The 13208-nt window shown below is 46.8% G+C and carries 9 protein-coding genes and 2 pseudogenes; 1 reads left to right on the forward strand and 10 read right to left on the reverse strand.

Going from position 1 to position 13208, the window contains the following annotated elements:
• Positions 1-70 precede the first annotated feature (70 nt).
• From ACFQI7_RS16170 to ACFQI7_RS16185, 4 genes are read right to left on the reverse strand one after another with little or no spacing between them, the layout of a single operon-like run.
• Complete coding sequence (locus ACFQI7_RS16170) at positions 71-967, reverse strand: PP2C family protein-serine/threonine phosphatase (protein ID WP_218097931.1); 897 nt, start codon at positions 965-967, stop codon at positions 71-73.
• Between the two features lie 3 nt (positions 968-970).
• Positions 971-2497: a DUF6382 domain-containing protein gene (locus ACFQI7_RS16175; RefSeq protein ID WP_218097932.1), complete on the reverse strand. Its 1527-nt coding sequence runs from the start codon at positions 2495-2497 to the stop codon at positions 971-973.
• Positions 2498-2525: 28 nt separating this feature from the next.
• Entirely contained in the window at positions 2526-3047 is a 522-nt protein-coding gene (locus ACFQI7_RS16180; protein ID WP_218097933.1) for an A24 family peptidase, read from the reverse strand.
• Positions 3044-3760, reverse strand: a complete 717-nt coding sequence (locus tag ACFQI7_RS16185) for a TadE/TadG family type IV pilus assembly protein (RefSeq protein ID WP_230414708.1) — start codon at positions 3758-3760, stop codon at positions 3044-3046. The genes ACFQI7_RS16180 and ACFQI7_RS16185 overlap by 4 nt, the downstream gene beginning before the upstream one ends.
• 165 nt (positions 3761-3925) lie before the next feature.
• Between ACFQI7_RS16185 and ACFQI7_RS16190 the strand changes: the two genes are divergently transcribed.
• Entirely contained in the window at positions 3926-4777 is an 852-nt protein-coding gene (locus ACFQI7_RS16190; protein ID WP_218097934.1) for a hypothetical protein, read from the forward strand.
• 78 nt (positions 4778-4855) lie between these two features.
• On the opposite strand, the gene ACFQI7_RS16195 is transcribed toward ACFQI7_RS16190, so the two are convergent.
• The 6 genes and pseudogenes from ACFQI7_RS16195 to ACFQI7_RS16220 form a co-directional block, all read right to left on the reverse strand.
• Positions 4856-7138, reverse strand: coding sequence for a hypothetical protein (locus ACFQI7_RS16195; RefSeq protein WP_218097935.1), 2283 nt, complete (start codon positions 7136-7138; stop codon positions 4856-4858).
• Positions 7139-7162: 24 nt separating this feature from the next.
• Positions 7163-8098 carry a hypothetical protein gene (locus ACFQI7_RS16200; protein ID WP_230414710.1) on the reverse strand — a complete coding sequence of 312 codons (936 nt, stop codon included), beginning with the start codon at positions 8096-8098 and terminating at the stop codon, positions 7163-7165.
• A 544-nt stretch (positions 8099-8642) separates the two neighbouring features.
• The gene (locus ACFQI7_RS16205) at positions 8643-10205 is read right to left on the reverse strand and encodes a TniQ family protein (RefSeq protein ID WP_218097937.1); all 1563 of its coding nucleotides are present in this window, start codon (positions 10203-10205) and stop codon (positions 8643-8645) included.
• A 327-nt stretch (positions 10206-10532) separates the two neighbouring features.
• Positions 10533-12008, reverse strand: a complete 1476-nt coding sequence (locus ACFQI7_RS16210; RefSeq protein WP_218097938.1) for an amidase family protein — start codon at positions 12006-12008, stop codon at positions 10533-10535.
• A gap of 498 nt (positions 12009-12506) precedes the next feature.
• A pseudogene (locus ACFQI7_RS16215) lies at positions 12507-12851 on the reverse strand (response regulator); the annotation flags it as partial.
• 156 nt (positions 12852-13007) lie between these two features.
• Positions 13008-13205 (reverse strand): annotated as a pseudogene (locus ACFQI7_RS16220) (MerR family transcriptional regulator); the annotation flags it as partial.
• Positions 13206-13208 lie beyond the last annotated feature (3 nt).

Consider the following 13208-nt stretch of genomic DNA (forward strand, 5'->3'; position numbering starts at 1 on the left):
TTGATCCTCTTCTTATTATGTTGTCCTCATTTAGTGCAAAAAAGATCCGAAGCAGCGCTCCAGATCCAATCTACAGCTTATATTTCACTGCAAAAGCATTTGCCCGCATATGCCATCTGTGCCAAAGCAATCGAATGCGCAGCGGGAGCTCCTGGCTGAACGGCTTGCCGCGGCCTAACGGTTTGAGCAGCAGCAAGCTGATGTTGTCGTCCGGACGGCGGTCCATCGCTCTGGACATGAGCGTCTCGCAAATCCGTTGCGGTTCTTCGCCATTAGAAGCAGCTCGCTGTAACAATAGCGCGATGGCTTCATCGGAGAAACAATCGTGAAACCCGTCGCTAGTGAGCATGAACAACGTTCCGGGAGCATAGTAACCGGAATGGATATATAACTTCGGCTCGCCGCGCATTCCGAGCGATTGCAGCAATATGTGCCGTTTGGGATGCAATCTCGCTTTTTTCCTTGACAGCAGCCCTTTGCGCACTTGCTCGTTGACCCAAGTATGATCGCTCGTAAGCCGCTTCAACCGGTTTGTACGAGCTGCAAAACGGTAAACTCGGCAATCTCCGATATGGATGATCGTGTACACGGACTCCACAAGCACAAGCACTGTAAGCGTAGTCCCCAGATGTTGGGTGAGCTCACCGCTCCGTTCCTTCAGCTTGCAATGAATCGTCTGGAATAATGCCGCGGCGCTGTTCTCCAATGCCTCCAAACGACGAGCGCCTGCTATGAGACCGGGCAGCGTCAGCTCAAGCCATTCCCTGACAAGCCCAATCGCAAGTTCGCTCGCGAGCCCCCCGTCCCCGCTGCCCCCGATTCCGTCAGCCAGCGCCACCACTGCGTAAGGGTCGCCGCCTTCGTTCGTACCCAATCGAAGCAGCGAACGGTCTTCATTTATCGTACGGAACCAGCCTGAGTGCGTATCCGTCCCATATTGCCAATGCACGGCGATCGTTCTTTTCAACAATTATAACCCCATTTTAAATATCAGCTCGGTCGTTACGATCTTTACTATATCACCTTCCTTCAAAGGATGCACCCGGTAAGGCACCAATATTTCGCCGTTTAACGTAGTGCCGTTTCTCGAGCCGAGATCCTTAATGCCGTAACCGGCTTCCTCTTTCACGATTTCCGCGTGTAACCGGGACACGCCAACTTCCTCCTGCACCCAATCCGCGCCTTCTCCCGCTCTTCCGATGACAAAGCTGTTTTTGTCCAGCAGCACTTTCTCGCAAACCCCCTTTTTTCTGTATTCCAAATAAGGCATGGAAGCCACACCCATGGACGGATCAGCGGAACGGCCTAAAAAAACGGTAGCATCCGCGCGCTGAAGCAATGTAGTATTCATATCCATCACTGGTTCAACCCGAGATAAAGGAGCTGGGTCTGGCGCGGAGTCGCTTAACCCGATCTCGTTAAAAAAACGGCTGTCTCCCTGTTCGTGAACGCCAAATTCCGGTTCATCCGAAAGCTCATTTGGCCGTTTCAGGCGAATATTGCGCAGCAGCAGCACAGCCGCAACGCCTACTATTGAAGACGCGCCTGCGCATCCGTATAGCATGTATCTTTCCATGGATTCCGCATACAGTTTCCAGATGAAACATAGAATCAGCACGGCCATAAGCACAATAAGTAAATGCTTTCTGCGGCTTTCTTTCACTGTGCTGTCTATCATATTCGGCAAAGTTTCCGAAACCATCGAGGCTCCTGGCGTGTCCGACGACGAAAAACCGGTCTCGATCCGCAGCAGATCCGCCACTGCGCTTCGTTCGGGTGTAACGATGCGCCGGTCAACCAGCCGTTTCTCAGGTACAGTGGCCGCCTGTTCGATTCCATGGGTACTCCATTCATGCAGTTCCTCACTATGATTCGGGTATGACGGATGTGCCGCGGTTTGCGACAAAACCGTCGCTGTGTGCCGCATATGTTTGAGAAGCAGCTGCTTCAGCTCCGGCAAATTAAAATTATCCTCATACAAACAGTTCATCAATTCTTGATAGCCGTTGCCGTTCAGCTCAGTTACACGGTGTATCCACTTTGAAGCGAGCTGCTGCAAATCTGATGCCAGCGGTTCTTTTCCTTCCAAATGTTCCTTTGGTACATATGTCAAATACACATCTTCCAGACCGTTACCGCAATAAATAAAATCCTCTTTCAAAATGTACCTGCCCGGCAGCAGCATGTACACTTTACTGTCGCACAGCACTTCCACAATCCGGTGCAGCAGCGAAAAATACTGATGCATCGTGAGTTTCTCCATTCGCAGAAAATGGGCAAGCATCCTTTTTCCGGTGATCTGATAATACAGCTGAATATTGCCTTCTCTCGCCTCGAGCTGAAGTTCAAGCAAGTGTGGGATTCGATTGGCGGCCATCATATGCAATTGAAAATCGGAAAGCTCCTCTTGTGTTAAACCTCGGATAGAGGACAACACCATAAAATGTCCGTGATGGTTCACATAATCTACTGTCAAGTCATAAATCGGTTGTGCCATCGGCGATCCCCTCCCTAATCTATTGGACTTATTGGGCGTATAACTGCATGAACGCGCAAGCTGTACCGGGCAGCACGGCCCACATAAATGGAAACCGAAGTTGCGATTCCGACTTGGCCAGTGCCGTTCTCAATGCAGTAGTGTCACGAAAAACAAACAGCTGCAGCAGCCTGAGGGCAACGGCTTTCAAGCGCAGCAGTCCTTCCGTACGACACAGCAAAAAAGCAAGACCTCCTGCTCCCGCGAGCAGTAGGGATGCCGTCATGGCGTATATCGAGAAGCCGGCCCCGGTTATTGCGCCAAGCGCCGCAAAAAATTTGACGTCGCCCGCTCCGACTGCACCGATGGCATATAGCGCCAACATAGGCAGCAGCCCGCAGATTAGGCCGACAGCGGCGAAAACAAACCCTTCCCAGCCGTTCGTTATCGTATGCAGCGCCAATCCTGCGACGACTCCGGTCAGATTGAGAAGATTCGGTATTTTTTGCCTTCTTGTATCGGTTACGAATGCAATGAGCAGCAATGCTGCTGCAAGCCAATATGCGATCATCCGACTCCTCCGATCCATGCGCGCTCTACAGCTTTCTTTTTCAAAATGACGGTTTTATGAAAAAACGGAACGGCGAACTTGTACTCGTATTCAGCCTCGATGGAAAGAAATGCCTCATTTTTGTCATCGAAACTGGGAAAGCCGATTTCCGTCACTCGGAACCGATCCTTGTCCAGCTTAGGAATGCCGGAAAGGGAAGCTACGAGAGGCGTCGCCGCTTTTGCCAGCTGTTCGTTCAACTTTTTCTTTGCATCCTCGCTGACCGAGCCGCCCCATGCTTCCAACTGCTCGCGGCGCTCTTTCTCCAGACGAACAAGCTGCAGCAGCGGATCGGGGATCCAGCGCTCGTAATCGTCAGCAAACGTTTCGGCATCCAGCACCTTTTGCCTCGCCGCTTCCGTCATCGTAATCACATTGCCGAGCCATGCGCTCGGGGCGCTCGATGCCCATTGCGACTGTCCCACCCGGTATATTTGCTCGACGGGATACATGTTGGCCGCAACGACTTTCGCCGTTTCCGAAACAGCCGATTGCAGAGCCATGTCAGCCTGAGCCATGCGGATAAACCCGAGCAGCACCATAAGAAACGCAGCGAAAAAAGGAAGCGTGAACGCAGTTTCAACGACAATGCTGCCTTGCTGCCCTTTTATAATGCCAAAGATCGGCCTCAGCCTTCGCATTCGCGCGTATGCTGTTATTTTACTTCGCGTCATTTTTGACCTCTTTTCGTATCGGACTACCGATTTGTGAATTATGTTCAAAGAATGTTCATGATTTCCAATTACAAATGATTAACAAATCGACTGAGATGTGGTATATTTCGTACAGTAACATTTCGTATACGAATTGTTTTATAGAGACAAAGGGAGAGAAAAAAAATGAACAAAACAAAAAAGCTTTTCAAAAACAGTTCTTTGCAAAAGAAAATGATTTCTGGCGGCCTGGCTTGTACCTTGCTGTTCGGCGGGGCCATTCCAGCGGCTTTGGCAGCTGAAGAAACGACGGCAGTACAAACCACTGTCAGCCAGCAACAAGTTGGCGTAGTTGATCTGCTTGTTCAGAAACGCCTTCAGTCGGCTGCTTCCGAAATCTCAGCCATATCCGGGAAAGACTTTGCAAGCGTGCAGAAAGACCTGAGCAGCGGACTATCGATCGTCGAAGCTGCCAATATGTCTGCAAATGCACTGATGAATTCTATGCTTCCAACTTTTAGCCAATATATTATTGAGGCTACTCACACCTTGTTGTCGGAGGATCAAATCGCACAATTGCAAAAAGAGGGACAAGCGAAGTTGGTGGAAGCCCTCTCCACTTCCGGCTATGTAGCTAATAATGACGTTGTATCCAAAGTAGAGAACAACTTGACAGCGAAGATCGACGATGTTCTCAAAAGCAGCGGGTATGCTGCAAGCGAAGATAACGCAGTGGAACTTCAAAATGTTGTTGCGAAACGGTTTTCCACTATTATTGAAGATGCGGTAGACGCATCCGATCTGACATTGACCGACGTGCTGGTCCAATTGGAGCTCGGCAGTAACCTCGCCGAAGCCACCGGAATGGATTCGGCTGACCTGTCGATCCAACTGCAACAATTAGTGAACGAAGATATCGACAACGCTGCAGCGAACGGAATTAATGCATTGACGGTTGAAGAAGCAAAAGCAGATGCTGCCAAACTTATCGAAAAGCTCGTCACGGAAAAAATTTGGGTTGCTTCCGAGCAAGCTTAAGCATCCGTTATACCATATCAGCAAGTGCCGTTCGGAACATTCCGACGGCTCTTGTTGTTTTTGGTTTAAGCCGTACTCCTAATAATTCAGATGTGCCGTTCTGGTGATCAGACATCGGTTGCCGCTCCCTTCGCAGCCTGCAAATCCGTTTTTCCCTATTGCTCTTAATACACCGGGCATAAACCACAAACGAAACGAAGCGGTAGCCGTCCCTGCAATGTATGTCGGAGCTGAACTTAAATCGGTGCCGGTATTTAATTGCAGCAGCGCTTGCATCCTCGACAATAGCACCGGTTCGCGGCTGTGCAGCAGTAGAAATAACCGCAAATAGTCTTTATACCCCATCGTCAGCATGCTTCCGAAGCTGCGAGACAGCGGAACCTGCTCTCCTTGGATCAGCTTGGTCATGTCTTGCATCGCATGTACGGCCCCCTCGGCAACGGCCGCGAGCAGTACGAGCATCGGCGAACCCGCCGCAAGCATTCCTTTGGAAGGCTTAAGCAGCTCTTCGGTCACGCTTACCGCCAATCGAAGTGCGAACATTTCCGCATAGGCCATGGAGTAATTACCGGCGCACGAGTGTGAGCCGTACAGCAAAAATTCCACTTCTTGGTTCGTCAGGGGATGTGTATCCGGCTTCGAGAGCTCCTTCGATCCTTTGACCGCCCCGGAAGCGTCCATCTCTAGCCCCAAGGTACGGTAACTGAATTTGCTGACCGCAAACTCATCGACATAAAATTCATCCCGTACATCAATCGCAAGATCGCCAAGAACGGAAAAAAGTTTCATCGCGCTTAATCCAGCTGAATCCGCTCCCTTCAAGTCGATATCGGGAACCGGCTGTGCGCTTTCGGCCTTGTCATTTCGTTTAAGGTACGTCTGGTAATATCCTTGGCTGCCGGCAACCGCGGGATCACCCTGCAGCTTGTTATACATCGCTTCAAAAGGATCTGCCCCGGAAACGAGGCTGCAGCTGCCGAGCCCTTGACGGACTTGATCCAGAACGGGCTGCGCCTTCTTTCGCTGCTCTCTTTTCTCCGCATTGACAGCGCTTCTTTTTTGTTCACGCTCCGTCTGCATCGGACTGTACTTCGCATACAGTTGCTGCGTTTGCTGCAGGAAGCCGTCCAATGCGGTCACGGTAGACGAATACTTTTGCGACGTAAACAGCAGCCCGTCTTGTATTTGGGCACGAACGCTCGCAAAAAGCGATACCGTTCCGCCAACGCCGCTATCCAGCTCGTCCAGCTCCTGACGATCGATCAGCTTGACGCTTGCGAATACCGATTCCGCCTCCGAGCCGCCGCCCGGCGTCCCTGTCGTCCGCCCGAGTTCCTCATTCAGATCGTCATTCGCTTTTTTTGCCTTCTTGATCGATTCCTGGAACGACGACTTCAGCGAAGATAAAGCGGCATAATCCGCCTCGGATTTCAGCTTCAGCAAGGCCAGCAGCTCGGCATAGCGCAGTAAATCCCGCAGCAGCCCCTCATATTCGCTTACGATCTGCGCTGCCGCATCCGCCTGAGTCTGCAGCGCATTGCGCGATTGAATCAGTCCAGCGATAGCTTGAGCCGCACCAGGTCCCGCTTGAGCGAGCGAAGCGATGGACATATCGATCCCGCGAATGGAATCTCTAAGCGATTGAAGCTGTTTGTGCGCGTTTTGCAGCGTGGATCGCACTTCTTCAACCGTGTGGATGCCGATTCGTCCGCTAAGCTCATTCAATTCGCGCAGATTGGTCAAATAGAACGGGTGCAGATTCACTGCCTTTTCTTTGAGGGCATTAAAATCCTTCCACGCTTCGGACATCTTCTCGTCCCGTTCCTCGAGAAGCTTCTCCACCTTCTCCGCTTTTTCGGCGAAGCGGGAAGCCCCGCTTATTTGCTGCGACAAACCGTTCTTCTGAAATTTATCCCGAATCTCAAGGCCGTACAAGATCGGCGCGCGGTATTTCATTTCCTCCAATATTTGCCGTTTTAGCACTTCGTGGTTCGCGAGGGAGTACATCGGAATTAAACGGGCTGTACCTTCTTCCAGCTTAGTGTCGATCAGCCGAAAATTCCCCGCTTCTTCGCTGTCGCCGGATAAATTGCCGTCTACCGCACGCTCGAACAGCTCCGTTTGGTCATCCGCATCCCGTACGAGCCCATACAAACCGTATGCTTGCAAAGGACTGGAGTACGAGGATAACGTCGATCGTACCCCCGCCTTTACCGCGTTTTCCGTTTCCCTCTCCGCGTTTTTCCATCGCACGATATCGATCAACAAACCGCAGGCAATAAAGATCGGAACCAAGATCAATAACAAGTAGATCGAGACCGCTCCTTGCTGGTCCGACCCCCACTGCTTCCACCGCCGCAATAACTCCCCTCCATCCCGTCAAATTTATTCATGCAATATGAATACAATTCCATTTCGCTCAAGCTCCTGTTTCAGCCCCTGACTCAGTTTCACTTTATCCTGCTTGGACAGCTTGAAGAAATGCCAGACCACTCCATGAACCTGCGTCCCCTGCTTCAGCAGCTCCACGTCCTTAGACATTTGGACTTCGCGTAAATTTTTCTCGTTAAACGTATAATACGCTTGATGCGCAATCCCTCTGACGTCGAGCGCGTCGATCTCCCGTTTCGTATCCGGGTTCACCTGCACTTTTTCCTTCGTTCCGCCGACAAGCGTACGCAAATATTTGGCAGCCTCCTCATGGTTTGTAATCTTTACCGGCTCTTTTACGGCGGTTTTCGGTTCGACCAGCGACTGCAACGCCTCTCGCGGCTTAATGCGGCCCTTGATCTCGGCGATGAACGTACGCGACAAATCGGTCAATCGTATCGTCTCCATCGGATCCGTCACATAAGCGTGCGCATCCGCGTCAACCGACGTTTTGCTCCATATCCGGGCAACATACGCCGGCGAAGTGAAAGTCTTCTCCAGATCGACGCCGATTTTGCGCAGCAGTCCCATGTTTTCGTAGAGCAGTTCGCCTCGCCATGTTTGCGGAAATACAGCGGCGCTTTTTGCCAGCTTATCCGCAGGCGCAGATCCGGCCGGTGCCGAGCCGCTTAGCGGAAGCGTTACTTTCACCGCACCCGTCGGGAGCAGGAAGCTGAATAGATTGGACAAGTTGTCGTTCGTCAGCCGCCAGTACAGACCATCGTTGGAACCGGCGTTTACTTCTCCGGTTTGCAAATCTTTGCCGCTGTTGTCCCATACGAAGGCTGTCCGCTCCGCAGATAATGCCGCCGCCTGCAAAAGCGATGCCTGGTTGTACCAGAACAGCGCAACAAACAGCAAGCTGACCGTAATGATAAAAATGAGCGGCATCGTTAACGAAGCCTCAATCGTAAATTGTCCGGACGCGTTTCGTAAAAATCCGGACTTCCGCTTGGCGCGTTTCATTGAATTACGGTGTTGTACGCGGCGAGAGGTTGTCCGCATCGGATCGTATAGAACCGGACTGGCTGTTGATGGTTCAGGAAAATAAAGATCGTTAGTAACAAGTCAATATTTCCGTGGCCTATTTGATTTCCTTAAATATAAAATTTCGTGGGGTAAGTTTGTATGTGATGGGCAGATTCGTTAAGTTGAACCCAAAAAATGTGGAAAATAAAAGTTGTTAGTGAAATTTGCAGTAGTAAAGATAACCGAATAGTCCCTTAAACTTTCGACACAACAGAGATCACCAAAGGTCACCGCCTGCGGTGTACCAATAATTTCATTACTCCCATAGTGTAGGACAATGTGATAATGGTCCAGCCGCGGCGTTGTTCGTTTGTGCTTAAGACTTACGGACTTATATGACATAATCATCAGAGTGTCCCCTGGATTTTCCATATGGCTATGTGTTACATGTGTTTTTTTCGAATGACTATTGAAATTCAGCTAGTGGCAAGCGATAACCTGAGACTCTTTTGGGAAAGTTAGCTTCTGTCCACTCATAATCATATTTTATAAGAAAGTCATACTGCGCCTTCCCTATAACATCAAGTAACTGATTTCTTGTAATATTCGGATTTGATTTTTTAACTTCAATAACTTGTTTCTCTATCTCCTCACAACGACATTTGATGTAATCAGTATTAATTCTGAGGGAAGTAAAACAAATTAAGTCTTCATTATTTTGATGATACATTTTGATATACTTTTTAAATGTCTCAAGGGAACAGCCTAGTTCGATCGCATTGTTTTTTGAAATTCCACTTTGATCGTATAACTGTACCAATCTGACGAACCATTCTCTTGTTCTTTTCGGGTAAAATACTCGCTTCTCTCCGTTTCTTTGTATGAGAGGCTTCTGAATTATCACTACGGAATTAAACCTTTTACTTCTTTTCGAGCTAAAAATGATCCCGCAAACAGGGCAAGTGTAAATTTGATCATAAGACTTTGCTTTTGGATCATATGTCCGTTTAAAACCGTTTATCAAGCTTAGACAACTAGGATTATGACATTCTATAGGCGTTTCATCAACCAAGGGGATATTGGATGCAATAATTGGTAATGGTCTTGTTAAAAATGCTTCTGCGCTGCCAGCAAATAATCTCATATTAAGTATTTGCAAAATTACTGACCATTGTTTAAGTCCTAAGCTATTTAGCGAAAAAGCTCTGACACTAGACGATGTCGAGATATTCACTGAAGCAAGTTTTTCTTCCTCAAATTGACTATTCAAATATTCAATATACTCTTTTTCTTTAAACGCTCCTTTTTTCAATACTAAATCATTAGCTAATGCATAGTGGAAGTTAAGCCCTTTCATTATTTCACAGTTTATTTCATCTTTATACGCTAGCAAGAATTCTATATCCTGCAGTACGTTTGATTTAAGTTCATCTCCCTTCACATGAAATGCATATTTTTCAAATTTAGTTCCGCAGTTATTACATTGAGGAGTAGTCAGCAATTCTGTCCCTTTTTTATTAGCAAACGATTTATTACATTTAGTACATTTTGAAAGTAGATCAATCTTATGTTTATAACACATATTCAAATCCTTTATTTGATGAATACGATGTATGTAGCATACTCCATTCGTATAATAGTCTTCGATTGAGCAAAGTGGACAATAGTTAATTTCCGTCGAAATATTTGAGGTTTGTCCAATTTGTATCTGTGAATTACTCTCGTTACACACATAGAGCATTTCAAGTACTGATTTTTGTTTAACTCTGCTTAGAAATATCCTGAAAATCGGGAGATACGTATGGTCAAAAATAAAGTTAGTGAAGTCATACGAATTTTTGCCGGGTATTGCATTTAAGAACTTGCCTATATTTGTTGTAAATAAAGCATTTAACCCTGTATCTTTCCCTAATATCTTTCTAGCGGTTTTAATAAAATTTTGTGAACCACTTTCTTTATGGTACCGGAAAATGATACTACGTATATCTTCGTCAGGTAATGGTGGGGGAGTTACAAAATGCTGGAGCATAATACACACCTTTTTTAGGTTGTATTATTCAACAATAAGTCCGATTTTATTACATTAATTTGGTATTTTTTTCATCGCTTTGCATCGAGCCGTTAGATTCTAAAGTAGGCTAAACGTAAACATTTAAAAAAATACCGCCAGCTTGTCTGGCGGACTTACCGTTCAGTTCACTCCTAATATAACTAAGTATTTTTCATTATAAGGAAATTAATGGTAAGTGTCCATGTAAAACTGCACAACCATTTGTTGAACAAATCTGCCCTTTAGCGCATTGACGGCTGCCCCTGCGGCAGCCGTTTTGATGTTGAACTATCGTTCTCCGTTAGCTTAGCCCATTTCTGGTTGACGACGGATTAGTGTTGCCTGCTCAAAACTATAGGCGATGCTGATTAGCGTGGGCTCACTTAAAGCCCTCCCGGAAAAGACAACACCAAATGGCCCCTGCGTCGAATCGCCATCAGCATCAATTGTTCCTTTTGCTGAATAACCGGCGGGCACCGTAATAAGGGGATACCCTAACCGGGCAGCAATGTACATGCCATCAACGTCACCGGGTAACATTAAAGCATCTAAGCCGTGTTGATCGAGTACATAGTCAATCCCTTGCGTTACAGCCGGATGGTTATATTCTTGTCGTTTAAGTTGATATGTTGTCTCGTTTAGCGCATTTTGTTCCGAACGAATCAGATTATCTTGGCCAAACTTCAATGCGGATGCAGCGTGTTTCTGATTATAAGCTATCAGATCTTGAAGAGAATGTACGGGCAGATCCGAGTTCAACTTTGATAAATAGCGATTCAGGCCTGTTTTGAATTCGTAGCAGATAACATCATTGTTCCATGGATGCTGTTCCAAATGGAGGTCCACAGGATCGATAACTGTAGCACCTTGCTCACGCAGAACATTAATGGCGGATTCCATGATGGAAAGTCTTTCTTCATCCAACGACCGATAGTAATGTCTAGGAATCCCAATTCGAGTTTTACACAGAAAGTCTCGGTCTAGATAAGTTGTGTAGTCATGAAAAGTACGATGTGTGCTAGTCCAAGTTGCCTTATCGTTTTCGTCAATCCCGACGATTGCCCCAAGTAGAATCGCTGCATCAGTGACTGTCTTTGAAATCGGTCCTGGCGTATCCTGACTTATAGAGATTGGGATAATTCCGCTGCGGCTCGCAAGCCCTACAGTAGGTTTTATTCCGACGAGAAAGTGTTGGCTGGCCGGCCCAATAATCGAACCTGCGGTTTCTGTTCCGATCGCTGCTGCTGTCAGGTTCGCCGCTACGGCTGCAGCCGATCCTGAACTTGATCCGCTGACGAAGAGCTTGCCAGGTCCATATGGATTCAACACATATCCTCCTCTGGAACTGTATCCAGCTGGCATACGATTGGACATAAAGTTCGACCACTCGGTCATATTGGCCTTACCTAGAAGAACAGCGCCAGCAGCCCGGAGCTTTGCGGCTACGAACGCATCTTCAGGAGCAAACGACTCAGCCAATGCGATTGAACCAGCGCTCGTATGCATCCGGTCGTACGTATCGATGTTATCCTTTAGCAGGATTGGAATTCCGTGCAGCGGCCCCCTACTACCTGTTGTATTTCGCTCAAGGTCAAGATTCCTTGCTATTTCAAGAGCATCTGGATTGATCTCTAATACGGCATTGATCAGAGGATTATACCTATGAATGCGTTCGATATATGCAAGGACGAGGGCTTCGGATGTACATTCACCCGAAGACATTGCCTTTTGCATGCTCACCAAATCGGCTTCCTGAATCCAATCTTGTAAGTTAATGCTCATATATTAAAATACCCCCGGTACTGGTAAATTTTCGGACAACAGTAATATGGTAACATGCTGCCTTGCCAAGGGTATAGGTAAAGTTTTGATTAGATAAGAATGTATCGGTTGGGCATCGCAGTAGAGCTTGTATTTTCCCGAAGGTTAATGTTGTAACTAAAGTAATCTGCCAGTTACTTCAATGAACATCAAGAAGAGCTGCCCAAGTTGGCAGCTCCACGCTATCGTTCTCCGTTAGTTGAGCAAATAATCAAAAATAATTTGGATGACAAACCCCCACTCGTTAGAATAGGGGTTTGTTATTTAGGACTGATATTGCATGATCTCTTTTATTTCTTCACGAGTGCGTTCGTCATACTCCCAAGTGCAAAGTTGAAGCACTTTTGAAATCATTTCTTGTGACATTGGTTCATTATTTGTGTTGTCTTCTCCGAATTCTTTTTTTATAGCTTGGAATGTTTGTTCGTTAAAAGTAACATTTACATCGTATATCCTAATTAAGGCATCAAGAATGGTTTCTTCTTGGAATGGTTTTACTACAAAGTCTCTCGCTCCTTGTTCAAGAATCTCTAAAATTACAGGCAAGAAGCCTTTAGCGGACAAAGCTACTATTTTTGCGTCTTTGTCGATCTCCTTTATTTTTTTTGTTGCAGTTATGCCGTCCATTATAGGCATTTTAATATCCATGATAACAATGTCTGGTTGTTCATCAGCAAACTTGTCAACAGCTTGTTGACCGTTCTCCGCCGTAACAACGAAATAACCATGCTTTTCTAAGATTTCACCCAGGATTTGTCGCATAAAAACTACATCATCAACAACCAAAATCTTCTTCGCACTGATTCCCTTTTCATCCCTTTCTATCTCATTTATTCTTCGATTAACAGAAGCGATTGTCTTCTCTAGAGCGTTTTTTTCAATCTCAAGTTGTTGAACCCTTGCACTTAAGGCTAGTTTTAACCTTTGTCTGTCCAAATACGCTCCATTATGTAGTAGTTCCCTGATGGCATCTAAGCTGAAACCATATTGCTTAAGTTCAATTATTAATAATAGTTGGCTAACTTGCTCTTTTGAATAGTACCTGTAACGGTTACTCTCTTCAACGTGTACGGGCTTTAGCAAGCTAATTTCATCATAATACCTTAGTGCATCAACTGATGTTTTAACGATTTTCGATATTTCGCCAATTGTATACACCAA

The organism is Paenibacillus allorhizosphaerae (assembly GCF_042659105.1).
GTDB classification, from domain to species: Bacteria; Bacillota; Bacilli; order Paenibacillales; family NBRC-103111; genus Paenibacillus_G; species Paenibacillus_G allorhizosphaerae.

Excerpts from the sequence above, each read along its gene's own strand:
- ACFQI7_RS16205 (WP_218097937.1), bottom strand. The coding sequence starts at position 10,205 with ATGCTCCAGCATTTTGTAACTCCCCCACCATTACCTGACGAAGATATA.
- ACFQI7_RS16180 (WP_218097933.1), bottom strand. The coding sequence starts at position 3,047 with ATGATCGCATATTGGCTTGCAGCAGCATTGCTGCTCATTGCATTCGTA.
- ACFQI7_RS16210 (WP_218097938.1), bottom strand. The coding sequence starts at position 12,008 with ATGAGCATTAACTTACAAGATTGGATTCAGGAAGCCGATTTGGTGAGC.
- ACFQI7_RS16200 (WP_230414710.1), bottom strand. The coding sequence starts at position 8,098 with ATGCCGCTCATTTTTATCATTACGGTCAGCTTGCTGTTTGTTGCGCTG.
- ACFQI7_RS16175 (WP_218097932.1), bottom strand. The coding sequence starts at position 2,497 with ATGGCACAACCGATTTATGACTTGACAGTAGATTATGTGAACCATCAC.
- ACFQI7_RS16185 (WP_230414708.1), bottom strand. The coding sequence starts at position 3,760 with ATGACGCGAAGTAAAATAACAGCATACGCGCGAATGCGAAGGCTGAGG.
- ACFQI7_RS16190 (WP_218097934.1), top strand. The coding sequence starts at position 3,926 with ATGAACAAAACAAAAAAGCTTTTCAAAAACAGTTCTTTGCAAAAGAAA.